This is a genomic window from Acidobacteriota bacterium (assembly GCA_028875725.1).
Classification (GTDB): domain Bacteria; phylum Acidobacteriota; class Thermoanaerobaculia; order Multivoradales; family Multivoraceae; genus Multivorans.
In genome coordinates, this window is the sequence record JAPPCR010000015.1 from 317249 (window position 1) to 335048 (window position 17800).

Annotated in this window: 15 protein-coding genes; 4 read left to right on the forward strand and 11 right to left on the reverse strand. The window is 68.5% G+C overall.

The window, feature by feature from the left end:
• Positions 1-10: 10 nt before the first annotated feature.
• Positions 11-685: a DUF2911 domain-containing protein gene (locus OXI49_12890; GenBank protein MDE2691405.1), complete on the forward strand. Its 675-nt coding sequence runs from the start codon at positions 11-13 to the stop codon at positions 683-685.
• Positions 686-754: 69 nt separating this feature from the next.
• On the opposite strand, the gene OXI49_12895 is transcribed toward OXI49_12890, so the two are convergent.
• The 3 genes from OXI49_12895 to OXI49_12905 all read right to left on the reverse strand — a co-directional run bounded on the left by OXI49_12895 (position 755) and on the right by OXI49_12905 (position 3321).
• Positions 755-1234, reverse strand: coding sequence for a phosphoribosyl-AMP cyclohydrolase (locus tag OXI49_12895; GenBank protein ID MDE2691406.1), 480 nt, complete (start codon positions 1232-1234; stop codon positions 755-757).
• Positions 1235-1267: 33 nt separating this feature from the next.
• Entirely contained in the window at positions 1268-2599 is a 1332-nt protein-coding gene (locus OXI49_12900) for a Gfo/Idh/MocA family oxidoreductase (GenBank protein MDE2691407.1), read from the reverse strand.
• Between the two features lie 71 nt (positions 2600-2670).
• A complete protein-coding gene (locus tag OXI49_12905; protein MDE2691408.1) occupies positions 2671-3321 on the reverse strand; it encodes a fibronectin type III domain-containing protein in 651 nt (216 codons plus the stop codon).
• 158 nt (positions 3322-3479) lie between these two features.
• Between OXI49_12905 and OXI49_12910 the strand changes: the two genes are divergently transcribed.
• Together OXI49_12910 and OXI49_12915 are read left to right on the forward strand one after the other, a co-directional pair.
• Positions 3480-4271 (forward strand): enoyl-CoA hydratase-related protein, encoded by a 792-nt coding sequence (locus OXI49_12910; GenBank protein ID MDE2691409.1) that lies wholly within the window; start codon positions 3480-3482, stop codon positions 4269-4271.
• A gap of 10 nt (positions 4272-4281) precedes the next feature.
• Positions 4282-5373, forward strand: coding sequence for a formylglycine-generating enzyme family protein (locus OXI49_12915; protein MDE2691410.1), 1092 nt, complete (start codon positions 4282-4284; stop codon positions 5371-5373).
• Positions 5374-5379: 6 nt separating this feature from the next.
• On the opposite strand, the gene OXI49_12920 is transcribed toward OXI49_12915, so the two are convergent.
• Both OXI49_12920 and OXI49_12925 read right to left on the reverse strand, forming a co-directional pair.
• Positions 5380-6573, reverse strand: a complete 1194-nt coding sequence (locus tag OXI49_12920) for an Sb-PDE family phosphodiesterase (protein ID MDE2691411.1) — start codon at positions 6571-6573, stop codon at positions 5380-5382.
• Positions 6574-6651: 78 nt separating this feature from the next.
• Positions 6652-7626, reverse strand: a complete 975-nt coding sequence (locus tag OXI49_12925) for an ABC transporter permease (GenBank protein ID MDE2691412.1) — start codon at positions 7624-7626, stop codon at positions 6652-6654.
• Between the two features lie 94 nt (positions 7627-7720).
• On the opposite strand from OXI49_12925, the gene OXI49_12930 reads away from it, so the two are divergent.
• A complete protein-coding gene (locus OXI49_12930; GenBank protein ID MDE2691413.1) occupies positions 7721-8533 on the forward strand; it encodes a class I SAM-dependent methyltransferase in 813 nt (270 codons plus the stop codon).
• Here the strand turns inward: OXI49_12930 and OXI49_12935 are convergent.
• The 6 genes from OXI49_12935 to OXI49_12960 are packed head-to-tail and all read right to left on the reverse strand — an operon-like array spanning position 8517 to position 17798.
• Positions 8517-9476 (reverse strand): substrate-binding domain-containing protein, encoded by a 960-nt coding sequence (locus OXI49_12935; protein MDE2691414.1) that lies wholly within the window; start codon positions 9474-9476, stop codon positions 8517-8519. The genes OXI49_12930 and OXI49_12935 overlap by 17 nt on opposite strands.
• A 13-nt stretch (positions 9477-9489) precedes the next feature.
• Positions 9490-10737 carry a winged helix DNA-binding domain-containing protein gene (locus tag OXI49_12940; GenBank protein MDE2691415.1) on the reverse strand — a complete coding sequence of 416 codons (1248 nt, stop codon included), beginning with the start codon at positions 10735-10737 and terminating at the stop codon, positions 9490-9492.
• 3 nt (positions 10738-10740) lie between these two features.
• Positions 10741-13677 carry a carboxypeptidase regulatory-like domain-containing protein gene (locus OXI49_12945; GenBank protein ID MDE2691416.1) on the reverse strand — a complete coding sequence of 979 codons (2937 nt, stop codon included), beginning with the start codon at positions 13675-13677 and terminating at the stop codon, positions 10741-10743.
• Positions 13670-14788 carry a DUF993 family protein gene (locus tag OXI49_12950; protein ID MDE2691417.1) on the reverse strand — a complete coding sequence of 373 codons (1119 nt, stop codon included), beginning with the start codon at positions 14786-14788 and terminating at the stop codon, positions 13670-13672. Before OXI49_12950 ends, OXI49_12945 begins: the two co-directional genes overlap by 8 nt.
• Positions 14785-16251: an NADH:flavin oxidoreductase gene (locus tag OXI49_12955; GenBank protein MDE2691418.1), complete on the reverse strand. Its 1467-nt coding sequence runs from the start codon at positions 16249-16251 to the stop codon at positions 14785-14787. Before OXI49_12955 ends, OXI49_12950 begins: the two co-directional genes overlap by 4 nt.
• Positions 16248-17798: a sulfatase gene (locus tag OXI49_12960; GenBank protein MDE2691419.1), complete on the reverse strand. Its 1551-nt coding sequence runs from the start codon at positions 17796-17798 to the stop codon at positions 16248-16250. Before OXI49_12960 ends, OXI49_12955 begins: the two co-directional genes overlap by 4 nt.
• Positions 17799-17800: the final 2 nt, after the last annotated feature.

Consider the following 17800-nt stretch of genomic DNA (forward strand, 5'->3'; position numbering starts at 1 on the left):
GGAGTTCGCCGTGAGAACGACGACGACGCAGATCCCCTTGGTTCCTCTGGCTTCCCTGGCCCTGCTGGCCGCCATCCTGGTCGCGGCAGCCCCGATCGCCGCTCAGGAACCGAGCACTCCTGGCCGATCCGGGTCCGCTCCCACGACCGCCCAGACCGAGGACAGCGACGCCGAAGCAAGGGCCGCGGCCCGGCGGGAGCAGTTCCGCCGCCTGCGGTACGGCAACCTGGCCGAAATCGAACTGGCCGGCAAGCAACTCCGGATCTCCTATCCGGACCTCCTGGCGGACAGTGACGACTACCGAGCGTTCGAGAGCCTCGCGGCCGGCGACGTCTTCGCCTGGAACAGCGGCCGGGCGGTCAAGCTGCTCACCCATGCCTCGCTTTCCTTCGACGGAATCGTCGTCCCCTACGGCAACGCCTCGCCCGACTATCCCGGCGTTTACAGCCTGTGGCCCAAGCGCACCGCCGGTGGCTGGAGCCTCGTGTTCAACGGCGAAGCCGACATCTGGGGCAGCCAGCGCGACGCGTCGGCCGACGCCGTCGAGGTTCCGCTCGAGCACTCGAGGGCCGACGAGCCGACCGAGAAGCTGACGATCGAGTTCCTCGAGGTCGAACCGGGCGCGGTGCTGCGGATCGCCTGGGGCGATCACCAGTTCCTGGCCGCGTTCAAGGCGGCGCCTTAGCGGGCGCCGTCGACCGCCAGCCGCGACCAGGTCCACTCGACATCGACGGCCACCGGCCCGGCTCCGCGACTATTCGGGGCTGTAGGGCAGCGATGAGTGATGAAGATTGATCTTCAGATCACCGTCAACAAGGATGTAGCCAAAGGTGAACTCGACCTTTGTCTCGCTACCGTCCGGGCCTGTGAAGTAGTAGTTGCCCATGGCCATTGCGGAGGCGTCGTTGGTGTAGATGCCGTTGTTCTCCCACCGAACATTGGTCCAGCCCGAGATCGCGAACCCTTTGTCCTCCGTTCCGTCTTGCCCGATGAAGTAGCTCAGAGCTCCGTCAAACTTGTCGCGGAACTGGTTCTCTGCTGCCATGGTCGGCTTGAACATGACGTCGGTTTCGCCATACGCATAGAGGTCCTTGATGTGTTTCGTCGCACGGGCGGCGTAGTCGCCGCCATCGGCATGAGTCTTGGCAATCGCGACAATGCCCTCGCCCCAGGCCTTCTGTGCATCAATGACAGCCTGTTCGGTGATCTGCTGCGCTGCAGCTGACGTCGCCATGGCGACAAGGGGTTCCGGGCTGCGCGCCGCCCGCTACGCCTTCGTCACTCCCGGCACCGCCACCGCGTACCGGCCCTTCTTGTCCGGCACGGTCGGCGGGTCGGCGTCCCAGGCGTAGGTCGCGGGCTCCAGCGACACGTCGGACTTGAGCGCTTCCTTCCAGGTGATCTTCTTGCCGGAGTAGGTCGCCATCCGGCCCATCACGGCCGTCATCGTCGCGATCGCGCCGTTCTTCGCCTCGTTGAAGGGCTTGTCCTCACGGATCGCCTCGAACAGGCGGTCGTGCTCGACCTGGTACGGGCTCTTCTCGTCCTCCGGCTCGCGGTGGTTCCAGCCTCCCGGCGCCTCGATCAGGCCGGAGGCGAGGCTCGCCCGGCCCTTGCTTCCGTGCGCGTACTCGGCGACCTGGTCCCAGCAGTTCTGGATGTGCCGGCACTGGCTCAGCATCACGGCGCCGTCGTCGTAGGTGTACTCGACGAAGTGGTGGTCGAAGATCTCGCCGTGGTCGGGACCGTTCCGCCACTGCCGGCCGCCCTGGCCCTGGGCCTCGACCGGGTGTCCACCCTTGACCCAGTTGCCCACGTCGATGTTGTGGATGTGCTGCTCGACGATGTGGTCGCCGCAGAGCCAGTTGAAGTAGTACCAGTTGCGCATCTGGTACTCCATCTCCGTCTGGCCCGCCTTGCGCGCCCGCACCCAGACGCCCGAGCCGTTCCAGTAGACGCGGAGTGCGACGACGTCGCCGATCGCGCCGTCGTGGATGCGGTCGATCGTCTCGTTGTACATCGTGCTGTGGTGACGCTGCAGGCCGACGCCGACCTTGAGGTTCTTCTCCTTGGCCGCCTTGGCCGCCTTGAGCACGCGCCGGACGCCCGGCGCGTCGACCGCGACCGGCTTCTCCATGAACACGTGCTTGCCCTGCTCGATCGCGTACTCGAAGTGTTCCGGCCGGAAGCCCGGCGGCGTCGCGTGGACGACGACGTCGACGCCGGAGTCGATCACCTTGCGATAGGCGTCGAAGCCGACGTAGCGGTTCTCGGCCGGCACCTGGAGGCGCTTGCCATTGTCGAACGACCCGTTCTCGCCCAGCTCGGCGAGTTGCGCGTAGCAGTTCTCCAGCCGATCCTCGAACGCGTCGGCCATCGCCACGAGTTCGACCGGTCCCGACGTCGACATGGCCTGCGCTGCGGCGCCCGTGCCACGTCCGCCGCAGCCGATCAGACCGATTCGCAGCGTCGCGTCGCCGCGCGCGCGGCCTACGTCCGAATTCGTGTTGGCGGCGGCCGCTCTCCCGCCGCCGACGCCGCCGGCCAGCAGCGCCGCCGAAGCCCCGGTGATGAAACTGCGCCTGGAGGTTCCGTCCATCTCTGTTCTCCCGTTACCGTTGCGAACTCGACTGTCTACTGGAAAACGTGGGGGCAGCGTAGCCGCCCCACTCACCTGTCGCAAGTCGCGAACGCCTGCGTGTCCGTAACCGCGCGAGGTGCCGTCCCTGGCGAGTTGTAGTAGATAGCGGCCACGCCCGTCGTCGTATCCCAAACGTAGAGGTAGTACTCCAGGTCCGTTGCGGCTGCGGCAAAAACCCAAAACCGGCTGTTGATGCGACACCCATCCAGGATCTTGATCAGCATCTCGACGTTGCTCTCGTCGAAGAAGTAGATGAGGGTCGCCGCATCACCGAGGTCGACGCGCTTGACCTTGGCATGCCCGGTGCCGTCGTCAGTCCCGAAGTGCACCCAGACATCGAACCGCCCCCTCTGAAGGCACGTCCCTGTCTCGCTCTCATTGCACGGCTTGCGCGGCAAAAGGAACGCGACGCTGTTGCTCGTTTCCGAAGCGCCCGCCGCGTTCCTCGCCCGAACGGCAAAGGCATGGTAGCCGGGGCTCAGACCCGTCAGGTCGACCTGTACAGTGTTCACGCTGACGGAACGGATCCGCGACCCGGAGAAGGCCACGTTCCTGGGGGCGTAAGAAGCGGACCGAAGCACCTCGAACGTGTCCTCGCCAGTTGAGTTGTCCTTCCAGGCGAGACGCACGCTGGATTCGCTGGTCGCGTAGCCGATCAACTCGGTGGGCGCCGCCGGCACTCCGCTCGCGGACGGCGCGAAGGCCAAAGTGCAAAACAGCCACACCGATGAAGTCGACCGGAGCATCAGCGGGCGGAGTGTAGCGGAGTCCATCCTCAAGCCGGCCAGCGATCTCCGATACACGCGGTTTCGCGAACACTTCGCTACCATCCGCCGCCATGAACGAACTCCAGACGCTGCTCTTCGAACTCGATGACGGCGTGGCCCGGGTGACCTTCGACCGGCCCGAAGCGGCGAACGCGATGAACCTGCAGATGACGAAGGATCTGCTGGAAGTGGGCATCGAGTGCGACGAGAACCCCGAGGTGCGGGCCGTTCTGCTGCGCAGCGAGGGACGCATGTTCTGCGCCGGCGGCGACCTGGCCTCTTTCGCCAGGGCGGGCGACGCTCTGCCTCGCGGCCTCAAGGAGATGACGGTCTACCTCCACGCCGCGATCACGCGTTTGACTCGGGGCAGCGCGCCGGTCGTCGCCGCGGTCCAGGGGCCGGCTGCCGGCGCCGGGTTCTCCGTCGCCTGCGCAGCCGACCTGGTTGTGGCCTCTGAGCAGGCTGTGTTCACAATGGCCTACACGCGCGCCGGTCTGACGCCGGACGGCAGCTCAACTTACTTTCTGCCACGGTTGCTCGGACGCCACCGTGCGCTGGAGCTGATCCTCACGAACCGCACGCTGTCCGCCACCGAGGCCCAGGAATGGGGAGTCGTCAACGAAGTCGTCCCGGCCGACGAACTGGACGCCCGTGCCGGGGAACTCGCCAGGCAACTGGCCGCCGGGCCGACCTGGGCGTTCGGGGCCGCCAAGGAACTCGTGATGCGCTCCTTCTCGGAGGACCTCGAGTCCCAGATGGAGTTCGAGTCGCAGGCGATCGCCGACGCCGCACGAACGGAGGACGCCGCGGAGGGCATCGCCGCCTTCTTCGAGAAGCGGCGAGCGAACTTCCGGGGCCGCTGAGACCGTTCCCGTGCTGAAGGGACTCCCGATCCTGGTCGCGCTTCTCGCCGCCGCGGTCCAGGAACCGGGCGCCGGCCGCTACCCGGACATGCCGCCGGGCCGGCCACCGGCCGTCGACGTACCGGACGCCGTCGCGGCCACCGAAGCCGAAATGCGGCCCTACCGCGAGCGGATCGTCGGAGTCGGCGCCGATGGTGGTGAAACGCACCTCGACATGGCTCCGGTGCCGGGCGGCGAGTTCCTTCAGGGAAGCCCGGAGAGCGAGACCGGCCGCGGCGCGCTGGAGTCCCCGCGTCGGCGGATACAGGTCGGCACGTTCTGGATGGCGACGCACGAGACGACCTGGGACCTGTACCGCGTATTCATGTTCGACACGGACCGCGGCGGCGACGAACCCGCAGCCGCCTGGGCCGACGCGGTCAGCAGGCCGACGCCGCCCTACCGGCCGATGGACTTCGGCATGGGCACGGATGGCTTTCCCGCGATCTCCATGACCCAGTTCGCGGCACGCCAGTTCACGAAGTGGCTGTCGATGAAGACCGGCCGCTTCTACCGGCTGCCGACCGAGGCCGAGTGGGAGTACGCCTGCCGCGCCGGCAGCGAAACCGCGTGGTCCTTCGGCGACGATGAAGCGCAGATGGACCGCTTCGCCTGGCACGCCGGCAATAGTGACCGGCGCTACCGCAGGGTGGCTCAACTCGAACCGAACGCCTTAGGCCTCTTCGACCTGCACGGCAATGTGGCCGAATGGACCCTCGACGCCTACGCGGACTACCCGGAGCCTGGCGACGACGCGCTCGTGACCGACCCGATCGCCTGGCCGGAGAAGGAGTATCCCCGCAGCGTCCGCGGCGGCTCCTGGCAGGACGAGCCCGCCGCCCTTCGCTGCGCCGCCCGCCGCGGCTCGCAGCTCTCGTGGAAGCGGATGGACCCCCAGATTCCCCAGAGCGTCTGGTACCACACGAACGCTCGCTTCCTCGGCTTCCGTGTTGTCCGACCGCTAGTCGAACCCCCCATCGAGAAGCAGGCGGGGTTCTGGGAAGCGGATCTGGACTCCGTGCGCAGGATCGTCGACCGGCAGAGACGCGGCGAGCGCGACTAGTTCCGGCTACTCGGGGACTTGGACCCCGAGTAGCAACGTCGGGTGCGTCTCCGGCGCCGTGATCGCGTTCAGCACCTCGAACCCCATCTCGAAGCTCGACCGAGATTCCCCGCTGATCGCCAGATCCAGGTCGCTGTGCGGCTCGATCCGCATGGTCGACGGGGGTCCGTTGAACCGGTGCCCACTGGTGACACGCAGGTCGAATGCGGCGTCCGACATGTTGGAGAGCCGGATGTCGATCAGCTCGTCGCCCTGGCTGCGTTCGACCTTCGTCAACAGAAGCGAAGCCTCGAGCAGCGGCACCAGCGCGTCTTCGCGGCCAATCAGCCAGTTGCCAAACCAGGCGACGGTGCGGTTCGCATGCAGAGCTTCCTTGATCGACTCCGCGCTCCGCTCTTCCGCGAACACCAGCGTCACCGTGCGGTGGCCACCGTCGTTGGGGCGGTAGTCCCAGTCGATCAGATAGTGGACATCCGAAACGCCCAGAATCGCCAGGTCGTTGTCGAGCGCGATCTGCAGCGACTCGGCCGAGTAGAAGTCGCCGTTCGCCACCTCGATGCCGTGGAGCAGCCCGCCGGCGATGAGATCCCGATGCATGTCGGTCAGCTTCGCCACGCCGTCGGGGCGCTGCGCCGGCCAGTTCGGGTGGTTCCAGAACACGAAGGCGTCCTGCTTGTTGGCCACCTCGATCGCCCGCCGAGCCTCGCGCTCGCTGGCCGCCTGTTCCTCGGGCGTGGAGGGCCGGAGCCGGGTCATGTAGTCCGCACCACTGCTCTTCACGAGCAGCGCGTTCGCGTCCTGAATGAACACGGCGTTGACGTGGCCCGGCGGCATGCTGCGGGTGATCTCGGCGCCGTTGACCACGATCACGTCCGACTCCGACTCCGCCCCGTACTCGCTGGCGACGACCCAGGAGCGGTTCCGGTCCGGATGCGGGATGTCCGCCTGCCACGGCTGGTACTCCAGGTGCTCGGTGACCGCCAGCACCGCCAGGCCGTCCCGCTCGGCCTCCTGCATGCGGATGATCGGCCACACCATGCCGTCGGAGAACACGGAGTGAGTATGCAGATCGACACTGAAGGTCCGGTAGCCGTCGACATCGGGGAACTCGATCGCGCGCTCCTGGGCAACGACGGGCGCGGCAGCGGCAAACGCCGCGAAGGTCAGCACCTGCATCCGGATGGCCAGTCGACTCTTCATGGCGGGCTCCTCTAGGGTTACGGAGTTCCGGGACAACACGTTGAGAATAGCCGCTGCAGCGGCTCCGCCATTCCGGCGTCAGGAAACGGCGGCCGCGCTCCGGCGCCGGCGCCAGAGGTCCGTCGCCACGGCCAGCAGGATCGCCGCGCCGGTGATAATCCGCTTCGTCGGCTCGGTGGCGCCGGCCTGCGCAAGCCCGGTCTGGAGCACCGCGATCACCAGCACGCCGAGGAGCGTGCCAGTCACCGAGCCGCGCCCGCCAAGCAGTGACGTGCCGCCGATGACTACTGCTGCGATCGCCGACAACTCCATGCCGATCGCGGCGTTCGGGTCGGCGGACTGCAGGTAGCCGACCTGGCACAACCCGGCGGCCGCCGCCAGGAACCCGGCGAGCGTGAACACCGCGAACTGGACCCGGGAGGGCCGTACGCCGCAGCGGTGGAGCGCCGTGCGATTGCCGCCGACCGCGAACACCCAGCGGCCGAAGGCGGTTCGCGAGAGGACGAACTGCAGGCCTCCGACCACCGCAAGCGAACCGACGAACGCGACCGACAATCCCAGGACCGGAAGGTTGGCGCCCAGCGCGGCTACCCGGTCGCCGAGATAGCTGGTCCTCGAGGCGGTCACCAGGTAGGTCGAGCCGCGGGCGATCTCGAGCATCCCAAGCGTGACCAGGAATGACGGTATGGACCAGCGCGCGACCAGGGCGCCGTTGATCGCGCCACACAACCCGCCGACCGCGAGTGCCACAAGCGCCGCGAGCACCAGTGGAAACCCCTGATCGACCGTCAGGACGCCCAGCACGGCCGCCGCCAGGGCCAGCACGGAGCCGACGGAAAGGTCGATGCCGCCGGCGATCAGCACGAGCGTCAGGCCGGCCGACGCGATGACCAGGGGCGGCAACTGGTTCGCCAGCGTGCGAAACGTCACGGCGCTCCAGAAGTGATCCGTGATCAGGCCGAAGGCCACGCTCAAGCCGAGGATGACCAGGACCAGTCCTCCCCGGTAACCGAGAGAGAACGAGCGGCGCCAGCCGGCAACGGCCAGCGTCATCGGTCGGAACGCCCGGCGAGCATCGAGGCGAGGATACAGTCGCGGCTGGCTCAAAGAGCCCCGATTCCATGACAACGCCCCTGCGTCCCGCCTAGTGCGCTCTCTCGTTCGCAGGGTCCGCGGGGGTTCGAAGGCGGTCGCGTACCGGCTGGCGAAGGGCATGCTGCGCCGGTTCGGCTACGACTTCGAGGTCTTCTCCCGCTCGCGGCGAGACGCTCACGCCGTCGCGAGCACGGAGGAGAGCTTCTACCGCGAGTGGAGCTCACCGTCGCCGATCTGGGCGCCCTGGCGCGGCGAGCCCGACTTCCGGGAGGCGTACGAAGGCGTCGAGCCGTACACGGTCGTTTCGGCCGATCGCTGCCAGGTCCTCTACCGCCTCGGCCGCCAGGCTCTCTCGGTGACCGGCGACTTCGCCGAATGCGGCGTCTATCGGGGAGGCACGGCGCTCCTCCTGTCCAGGGTCCTCGAAGGAAGCGGCAAGACACTCCATCTCTTCGACAGCTTCGAGGGGCTCCCGACGCCCGATCCGGAAAGAGATCCCGATCTCGAAGAAGGCGTCTTCAAGGCGACGTCCGCCCGGTACGTGGGCGACCTCCTTGGCCGCTTCTCAGGGACCCTCGAGATCCATGAGGGCTGGATCCCCTCGACCTTCGACGGGCTCGAGAACTCTCGCTTCGCCTTCGTCCACGTAGACGTCGATCTCTACCGTTCGACGCTCGACTGCCTGGAGTACTTCTATCCGCGGCTCTCCGCCGGCGGGATCGTCGTCTTCGACGACTACGGTTTCCCCGCCGCCAGCGGAGAGAAGGACGCCGTCGACGAGTTCTTCTCCGACCGGCCCGAGGCTCCGCTCGCCCTGCCCACAGGCCAGGCCATCGTGACGAGACTCCCTAGCCGGACGAGGTGACGACGTCGACCGGAGTCTTCAGGTCCTCCGCAGTCCCCCCGCGCAGAATCTCGAGAGCGGCTTCGATCCCGAAGACCGCTAGCCGGTCGGCGTGCTGGTCGGCGGTGGCGAGGATCTCGCCCTGGGCAACGAGTTCGGTGACGGCGTCGATGTTGTCGAAGCCGACGATCAGCACGTCGTCCCGACCGCTCTGCCGTCGCGCCGCAAAAGCGCCCAGCGCCATGTTGTCGTTAGCGCAGAGAATCGCGCGCAACCCGGGGTGCTCGCGCAGCATCGCCGCCGCCACCGTGTTCGCCTGCGCCTGCTCCCATCCGCCGCTCTGGACGTCGACGATCTCGGCGCCGGCCGCGTTCATCGCGTCCTCGAAACCGGCCTGCCGCTGCTGGGCGTTGAACGCGGTCGGGATGCCGCCGACGATCGCCACCTGGTCGCCCGGCGCCAGCCGTTCCGCCAACACCTCGCCGACCCGCCGAGCGCCGTCGCGGTTGTCCGGGCCGACGAACGGCGCGTCGAGGCCCGCCTCGGCCGCCACGTCGACGTCGAGCCGATTGTCGATGTTGACGACGACCACGCCAGCCGCCTGGGCACGTGCCAACGCCGGCGCCAGCGCCTTCGAGTCGGCGGGCGCGATGACGATCGCGTCGCTGCCGGAGGCCACCATCTGTTCGACCAGGGCGACCTGCTGGGCGAGGTCGCTCTCGTTCCGGGTGCCGTTGACCAACAGGTCGTACGCGTCCCGGTGAGCCTCGTGGTGCGTGCGGGCGCCCTCGGCCATTGTCTCGAAGAACTCGTTGGCCAGGGACTTCATGACCAGGGCGACCTGCGGACGCGCCGCGCCTTCGTCGCTGGAGACATCGCTGCCGGAGCCTCCACAACCCGCGAATGTGAGCGCGGCGACGGCGAAGAGGCCTGCAAGCGAATCAGGGAGTCTGAGGGCTTCCATCGCGGAACGAAGCCTAGTCCGAAACGGCAAGCTCCACCGACTCCGCGAACCTCGCCAGCGCGTTCTCCGCGGCCGCCCGGTCCGTGGCCGGCGTCTTCGGACCGACCGCCTCGTAGTGCAACGACAGCACTTCCAGCCGACCCTGCTTCCGGTGCGCCTTCAGGTCGTAGCGCGCCACCAGACGGTCACCCGCCAGTACCGGCATGCAGTAGTAGCCGTAGCGCCGCTTCGAGGCCGGCTTGAAGATCTCGAGGATCTGGTCGAAGCCGAACAGATGCGCCACCCGGTTGCGCCGCCAGAGCACTGGGTCGAACGGCGAGAGCAGAACGCCGCGGTTCCGCGCGGGACGCACACGCCGCAGCCGGGCCGCGAGTTCCAGATCGGCGGGGCGCACCCATCCCGGCCGCGGCTTCCCGTCGACCGTCATCAGGTCGCAGGACACCACGTCGCCCGCCGACGCCAGGTCCTCGAGCACAGACCTGATCTGGGGTCGCACATTCTTGAGCCGCCAGGTGTCGGCCAGCGTGCCGATCGTCGCCCAGCCGTGACCTTCGAGAGCGCGCAGGATCAGCGCCCGGATCCCATCCTCCAGGCTCCAGTCCTCGCTCCGCCAACGCTCGGGGATCACCCGCTCGGGCAGATCGAACGTGCGCTGGAAGTTGTGCCGCGAGCGGATGGCCAGTTCCCCGGTGGACCACAGCGAGTAGGCGACCCACCGTTCCCGCTTCGAACGCCACACCTCTCCCAGCATCGGCCCCGTCAGGTCCAGGGACCGCATCGGCCCTTCGGCCTCGACGCGGCGCAGGATCGCCTTCGCCACGTCGGGGTGCTCGCGTATCCCCTTGCTGTGCCAGGTCCTGCCGCTTCGATACTCCTCGCGGCGGAAGCCGAACGCCGGGTAGAGGTCGATCGGGATCCAGCTCGCCTCGTGACCCCAGTACTCGAAGAGCGGCTCGCCCGGCTGGAGGAGTTCCTCCGGCAGGTTCCGGTCGATTCCGGGCCAGCGAGACAGCGGCACGAGGGCGTGGGTGCGGGCGCCGGCGATCGAGATCGTGTCGAGTTGCAGGTAACCGAAGCGCTCGATCAGCGTGTGGACCGCCCGCCTCGCCCGCGGGCCGCGGCCCGAAGCCGCGCGCGGCAGACCGGTCCACCCGGGATTCAACAGGCCCGCCCGCGCCAGCGCCAGGCGCCGCGCGTCGCGGACCGTGATCTCGGCCCTGCCGGCGCCCGCCGCAACCCCGTCCGTGACGTTCCGAGGCACGGATCAGAACTCGACGCCCAGGGAGATCTGCACCCGCCGCGGGTCGAAGCGGTCGCGGGGTTCTCCGAAGGCGGCGTCGCGCCGGAACGGGTTGTTGTTGTAGCCCGTCTGGCGGTCGAACAGGTTGAAGAGATCGACACGCAACCGGGCACTCAGGTCGCCCGGTAGGCGGAGACCTTGCGTGTAGCCCAGGTCCAGTTGCCAGTGGCTCGGACTGCGCCGGCTGCCGGCCTGCTCGGCGTAGCGGTTGGTCGACGAGAAGTAGGAGGGCAATCCGTAGGCGACCGAATCCCATGCCTCCCACGGCTGTCCGGACTGGAAGAACACGAAGGCGCCGACGCTCGCCCGCCACGGCAGGTCGAGACGGCCGAACACCTTGGCGAGATGCGGCCGGTCCCCGCGCAGCGTCCCGTCCTTGTTGTCCCATAGCTGGCGGCCATAGCCGTCAGCGAGGTTGGACGAACCGATGAACAGGTTGGCGTCGTTGTTCCGGGTCGTGTTGTCCTGGTCGAAGTTGCCGGTGTAGCGGCTCCGCACGTAGGAAGCGTTCAGGTAGCCGCGTTCACCCCGCCACACCAGTTCGAGCGCGGCCTCCGAGTACTCCGTGTACGCGTCGTCGAGTTCGGCGATCACGTAGCTCGAACCGCCGATCTCCGCTCGAACGGCATCGAGACGCGGCACGTAGGGGCCGCGGACGGCGATGTGGGGCGGGGCGCTGTCGTAACCCCTGGATCCGTTCCAGGTGTCCTCCCAGAAACGTCCGCCCTCCCGCCGGCGCAGGTGAGCGCTGAGCGACAGTCCCCGCGACAACGTCCGGGTCGCGCCGAGAGTCCACTCGTCGATGCGGCGGGGCTTCATGCCGTCCTGGAACACCTTGCCGGAAGATCCCGGGTACGGCTCGTGGGAGATGATCCGGCCGCCCTCGTCGAACAGAACGCGGAGGCTGGCGCGGGTGTTTCGGTCCCAGGAGGCCGCGCGCGCCAGCGAGGTCGCCTCCGGGTGGTAGCGGGCGTAGTTGGCGAAGACCGTGCCCTCCGCCCGGTAGGACCAGGTGACGCCGAGACGCGACTGAATCATGTCCCGCCAGTCGATCGTGTACATCCGGTACTTCTCGCCCGGCGCCAGGGTGAAGCCGGACACAGTGCCCGGCGCCGCACGCAGACCCTGTCCGTAGAGGACGTCCTGGCTCAGCAGCACCCCGGCGTCGAAGGTGAAGTCGCCCGCGGTCAGGCGGTCGTGGACCTCCAGGGACGCGGTCTCCGTGAAGGAGTCGATGGGCGAGACCGCCGTGCCGTCCGGGCGCCGGAGGCTCATCTGCTGCACCGTGGCGACGTAGAAGACCGGCGTGCCGTCCTCCGCCAGGTCGACGCCGCCCGGGGCCTCGATGGCGCCCCAACCGTTCGATTCACGGCTCAACGTCTCGCGCGCCTCGGCGGCCCGCAACCCGAAGTGGAGGTCGTGGCTGACCGCGCCCCGACCGAACCCGTGATCGAACGCCAGTTCGAAGCTCCGCCGGTAGAACGCCTGGTCGTTGATCGACGGATGCGCGCCGACGGCGCCGCCGCCGCGGCGCGCGCCGTGCTCGTCCGTGTAGCCGTAGCGTTCCACCAGGGGCCTGACCGCGGCGTTGTAGGCATCGGCGCCGTCCACGTACTCGGGGACGCTGAAGTAACCCATCCGGTCCAGATTCTCCACGTCCAGGGCGCCGTCGAGCGCCGGCTGAACGGCCAGCGCCACGTCGGGCCGGGACGAGCCCTCGAGGTCGTAGTCGCTGAACCGGAACGAAAGGGCGCCAAGGCCCGTCTGCCAGACACCATCGACGTTCGCCACCCGCTGGTCCGCCCCGCCGCCGAGCGAGACCGAATCGGCTTCGTAGGGTCCGACCGAGACGCCGCTCTCCTCGCGCCGCGAGGTTCGGTAGCCGGCATTGAGCAGCAGGTGGTCCGACGGCGCGTGCGTCAGCCTGCCGTAGAACTCGCGCCGCGCGTTCTCGTAGTCCTTGACCGGTCCGTAGGCCGTGGCCGCGTTCGTCCGCTCCTCCGTGGGCCGGAAGGCGGAAACGAAGAAGAAGAGCCGCGACGGAACGATCGGGCCGCCGAGGGTGGCGACGGCCCGCTGGCGGTCCGTGTCGTGCCCGGCCACGGATTCCAGGTCCGTCTCGGGCTCCGCCTGGAGGCGCGGCGGCTCCACCGTGTACTCGACGCTGCCCGCGAAGGCGTTCGTGCCGGACCTCGCCGTCGAGTCCATCGTGAATCCGCCGCTGCGGTTGAAGCCCACCGCCGTGGCGCCGGCGCGCTCGAACGTCACCTGGTCGACGTCATGACTCGAGAGCTCCGCCGACAGCGTGCCGAACATCGGCAGCGACACGTCGACGCCGTCGAAACGGTACACGTTGTCCTGACCGCTGCCGCCGCTGGCCGGTCCCCGCACGCTGTCCTGGGTCACCTGGACGCCCGGAGCGAGCCGAACGAGGCTGCGATAGTCGGGACCGAGCGGCATGTCCCGCACCGCCTCGCCGTCGATGGCGCTGGCGACGGAGGCGCGACCGCGGACGGCGATCCGCTCTCCGATGACGACCAGTTCCTCGCTGACAGCGGCGGCCGCCGCTTCGAGTTCCAGGTCCAGGGTCGTCGTCTGGCCGAGCAGCACCTGGGCCTCGACCGTTCGGCTTGCTCCCGCCCGGGTCGTGAACGTGACCCGATAGAGGCCCGGGTAGAGCCGCGGCAGCGCGTAGAGGCCGGACGCGTCGGTGACCGTCGACCTGGGCCGGGGCACGGCATCGGTCTCGGCCAGAATGCCGATGCCGTCGGGCGAGGCGGCGCCGCGCAGCGTCACCGTCCCTTCGATGCGTCCGGTCTGCTGAGCCGTCGCGGCGTCGGCGTAGAGCAGCAGCGCCGGGGTCAGGAACACCAGACTGCCGGTCAACCGCCAGTCAGTCATCGCCCAACGTGCCCGCGCGCCGCGCGAGAGTCGCGACCCCGCGGTAGTAGGCCTCGTCCCGCGCCAGATCCTCGCGGTTGACCAGCATCGGATTGTCCTGCAGTCCGCGCAGCCAGGCGTGGTAGGCGAGTCCGGCCTTGTAGTGACGCGTCGGCGGCTGGAAGATGAACCGGGCGAGTTCTTCGGCCGGGCCCATCAGTTCGCGATAGCGCTCGACGTCCCCGTCGCCGAGCGCGCGAAGCGCCGCGGCAGCCGGCTCGGCTACCGCGTCGAAGGCGCCGAGCAGGGCGTGGCTGAAGTCGCCCAGAGCCACCGTGCGGCCCTTCAGTTCGAACGTGCCGCCGAGTCTGGAACCCCTGGCCGCCGGCTGACCTTCCAGCAACCGCGCGAAGTGGTAGTCGTCTCCCGTCAGTACGATCTGGCCGCGCATGCCGATTCGCCGCCGGAGCAGCACCTCGTACTCCTCGTCCAGAAGCGAGAGCTTGACGCCGCGCACCTTGTCGGCATGGCGGGCGAGGACCCGCTCCAGGCTGTTGCCCGGGAAGTAGCCGCGCATTGCCGGGTGGAACATCTCGCCCAGCCAGTGCAGGAACAGCGGACCTTCGAGTTGATCGATGATCGCGCCGTAAACGTTGACGTACTCCCGTTCGGAGGCGCCCGTCGCGGTGAGCCGCGGCATCGGCAACAGCACCGGGACGCCGCCCGACTCGGCGATGAACTCCGCCTGCTCCGCTACCGCGTCGATGAGTTGCGTGTTGCTGCCGATCGCATCGAACTGGTCGCTGCCGGCCCCGGCGACGAAACCGTTGCGGAGTTCGAGCGAGGCGCAGAGCTCGATCAACCGCCGCGCGCTGGGCCAGCCGATCTCGAAGCGCTGGGCCGTGTCCATCGCTTCCGCGACGCCGAAGCCGAGCGAGTCGACCCAGCGGCGCAGACCGGCCGTCGCCTTCCAGTCGATCCAGTGTTCGATCTCGCGCGCCGAACCGGGTCGTTTCATCGAGTGGCCAGCCTGGGCGTAGCCGTCTCGAACGACGACGTGGAGCGCGGCGTAGCAGAGCCGCGGCAACGACGCTGCGGCAAGCTGGCCAGAAACTTCTGTCGCTTTGCTCACAACGAGGCCGCCGCCTTCTTGATGTCCCTGATCCGGTCGAACTCGGGCGTTTGCCGGTAGTGCTCGTCCAGCGGGTAGCAACCGCTGACCATGTTGTTGCGCGGTCCCGTCGTGCAGTCGCTGAAAGTACGGCAGATCGCCCTGCGCTCGAGCGGCCGCCCAGCCAGCACGTCGGCCGGCAGGCGCGGATTGGCGAGCACCATCCGCCCGAGACCGACGAAGTCGACGTGGCCCTGGTCAACCTCCGCCTCGGCGATGTGCGGCAGCCACTCCTGGAGGTAGCTGTAGCCGGTGCCCACCAGGGGAAGTCGCGGAAACGCCGCGCGCACGGTGCGCACCGCAGCAAGTTGACGTAGCACCGAGCGCAGCGGATCTTCCGGCGGCAGGTAGCTGTCCGACGCAGGATAGGTGAACGGCCTCGAGAGGTGCGGGCAGCTATAGGGCGACCCCATCGTCACGTTGACGACCTCGACGCCGGCTTCGACCAACAGAGCGACGTAGCGGATCGCCTCGGAACAGGTCGGCTCGGGCAACCCGACATCCGTCGGGTTCAGGCCGAAGCCGAGATCGGCCGGTCTGGCGCTCTCGACTTCCGGCACGCCGACTCCGGCGCCGTCCGCGCCGAAGGGCGCCACGTCGCCGACGGAGAGCCGTACGCCGATGCCGAGGTCCGGACACGCTGAGCGCACCATCGCAATGATCTCAAGCGGCAGCCGCACCCGGTTCTCGAAAGAGCCGCCGTAGGGTCCCAGCCGCGTGTGCGCGCCCAGCAGCTCGTGCAGCAGATAGCCGTGACAGCACTTGATGTCGACGAAGTCGTAGCCCGCCCTTTCGGCACAACGTGCGGCGCGCACGTAGGCGCCGGCGATCTCCTCCAACTGTTCGTCGCTCACGAGAGGACGGTGCGCGGCTTCCCCCAGCCGCGCGTCAAGCACCGGATGGACCTGTGCCCGCAACGGCCGCGGCAACGCGGGCGGCGCATCGGGCCGCGAAAGCCGACCCGAGTGGGTCAACTGCAGGCCGACGACCGGGCGGTCGCCGCCTACTCCACTCTCCTCATGTCCCGTCAGGACTTCGCGGCGAAGCGCCTGGAGCCACGCAACGCAGTCATCCAGCCGATCGCCGTCGATGAAGAGCTGGTTCGGGTTTGCGCGCCCCTCCGGCACCACGGCCACCGCCTCTCCGCCCCAGATCAGCTTCGCCCCGCTCAGGCCGAACCGCCGCCAACGCCTCAGCGTCAGGTCGCTCGGACTGCCGTCGCGGTTCCCGTCCCAACCCTCCATCGGATGGACCGCGAACCGGTTGCCGGCCTCGCGGCCAAACAAGGCGAGCGGCTCCGCCAGCGGCCCCTCCGGGCCGAGCAGCTCGTCGGCGCAGTCGAACGCCGGGTCGAGCCCGCGCAGGTGCTCCCGGAAGGCCGCGACGCTGCGATGGTGGCCCGGAGGCGTGTAGCGCCGGCTCAACCCCCATCCCCAGCCTGGACCTGCGGTTGCCAGGGTTCCGGGCCGTCCGGCAGGGCACTCAGGAACTCGGCGCCGACCTGGCCATACCAGGCGTGAAGCCGAGCCCGCATCTCGGCGACCCGCTCGGGCTCTTCGCTAGCCAGGTCGTTCCGTTCGCCCTCGTCGGCTTCCAGATCATAGAGATGGACCTGGCCGTCTTCGTAGCGCTCGAGCAGCTTGTAGCGGCCGCGAGCTATCCCGCCGCCGGGAAAGCCACCCTGGTGGGAGTAGTGCGGGTAATGCCAGAACAGGTCACGCACCGCTGCTGCGGCGGCTGCCTTTTCGCCCGCCTCGCCGCCGCGCAGCACGTCGAGGAAACTCCTGCCGTCGACCTCGACATCGGCAGGCAAGTCGATGCCGGCCGCCTCGAGCAGCGTCGGGTAGAAGTCGGTGCTGATCACCGGCGACGCCACGTCGCTGCCACCGGCCGCCACGGCCGGCCAGCGGACGATCAGCGGCTCACGGATGCCGCCCTCGTACAGCCAGCCCTTGCCGCCCCGGAGAGGCAGGTTGGATGTCGGCAACATCTCGGAGGTGGACAGGCCGCCGTTGTCCGAGAAGAAGACGACGATCGTGTTCTCGGCCAGGTCCAGAGCGTCGAGGCGGTCGAGGACTCGGCCGACGCTCGTATCCAGGCTCTCCACCATCGCCGCGTAGACGGGGTGCTTCTGCACCTCTTGCACCCGGCGCGGCTCGTCGCGAGGCCAGATCTGCTCCTCGAATCCCAGGTCGTCGGAATCGGCCGGCCCGCCCACTTCGACGCCCGCCTTCGCCGCGTACTTCGCGATCAGCTCGGCCGGCGCCTCCAGCGGCGTGTGGACGGTGTAGTACGAGAGGTAGAGCAGGAAGGGCCTGCCGTCCTCGTCCGCCGCATAGCCATCGAGCAGGTCCAGCGCCTCGTCGGTCAGCCGTTCGGTGAGGTACTCGCCTTCGGGCCCGTCCTCGAGCCGCGGGTTCGAGTAGGGCGAGAAGTAGCTACTGGGCCTCCCCCGAACGTAGCCGGCGACGTTCACGTCGAAACCCTGGGCCTCCGGCCAGAACTCCTCCGTCGGTCCCAGGTGCCATTTGCCGAGGAAGGCCGTGTTGTAGCCGCCGTCCCGCAAGGCCTCGGCGAGCGTGTACTCCTCGACCGGCATCCAGTCGTTGAGCTGCGCGGGAGCGAACGTCTCTTCCTGGCGGCCGGAGAACCAGTTCGTGGAACCTACCCGGGTCGGGTAACGCCCCGTCATGATGCTGTACCGGGTCGGGCTGCACACCGGATTCGCGGCGTAACCGCGCAGAAAGCGAACCCCGCCCGCCGCCAAACGGTCGATGTTCGGCGTCTCGTAGAAGGTGTCGGGATTGAAGGCGCCGACGTCCATGACGCCGAGGTCGTCGACCAGGAGGAACACGATGTTCGGCGGTTCCACGGGCAGTTCTCCGGATCCGCCGTCGTCGACCGGACCCGTGCAGGCAACGGCCACCATCGTCGTCGCCGCCAGGTTCCAAACCCTGCCGCTGGTGCTCACCG

Excerpts from the sequence above, each read along its gene's own strand:
- OXI49_12925 (MDE2691412.1), bottom strand. The coding sequence starts at position 7,626 with ATGACGCTGGCCGTTGCCGGCTGGCGCCGCTCGTTCTCTCTCGGTTAC.
- OXI49_12910 (MDE2691409.1), top strand. The coding sequence starts at position 3,480 with ATGAACGAACTCCAGACGCTGCTCTTCGAACTCGATGACGGCGTGGCC.
- OXI49_12895 (MDE2691406.1), bottom strand. The coding sequence starts at position 1,234 with ATGGCGACGTCAGCTGCAGCGCAGCAGATCACCGAACAGGCTGTCATT.
- OXI49_12935 (MDE2691414.1), bottom strand. The coding sequence starts at position 9,476 with ATGGAAGCCCTCAGACTCCCTGATTCGCTTGCAGGCCTCTTCGCCGTC.
- OXI49_12920 (MDE2691411.1), bottom strand. The coding sequence starts at position 6,573 with ATGAAGAGTCGACTGGCCATCCGGATGCAGGTGCTGACCTTCGCGGCG.
- OXI49_12900 (MDE2691407.1), bottom strand. The coding sequence starts at position 2,599 with ATGGACGGAACCTCCAGGCGCAGTTTCATCACCGGGGCTTCGGCGGCG.
- OXI49_12945 (MDE2691416.1), bottom strand. The coding sequence starts at position 13,677 with ATGACTGACTGGCGGTTGACCGGCAGTCTGGTGTTCCTGACCCCGGCG.